A 208-nucleotide genomic window follows, 5' to 3' on the forward strand; every position below is an offset into this window, starting at 1 on the left:
TTCAATCAGCGATTCAGATTCAACGTCCGATTCAATGAGTGATTCAATCTCAGATAGCGATTCAACGTCCGATTCAATGAGTGATTCAATCTCAGATAGTGATTCAACATCAGATTCAATGAGTGACTCAATTTCAGATAGTGACTCAACGTCTGATTCAATCAGCGATTCAGATTCAACGTCCGATTCAATGAGTGATTCAATCTCA

Annotated in this window: 1 protein-coding gene; it reads left to right on the forward strand. The window is 38.5% G+C overall.

The features are described 5' to 3' along the window. A partial coding sequence (locus TT13_RS11140; RefSeq protein WP_145912391.1) for a hypothetical protein occupies nucleotides 1-208 on the forward strand: 208 nt, incomplete at both ends.

It is taken from the genome of Weissella oryzae SG25 (genome assembly GCF_000691805.2).
In the GTDB taxonomy this organism is placed as follows: domain Bacteria; phylum Bacillota; class Bacilli; order Lactobacillales; family Lactobacillaceae; genus Weissella; species Weissella oryzae.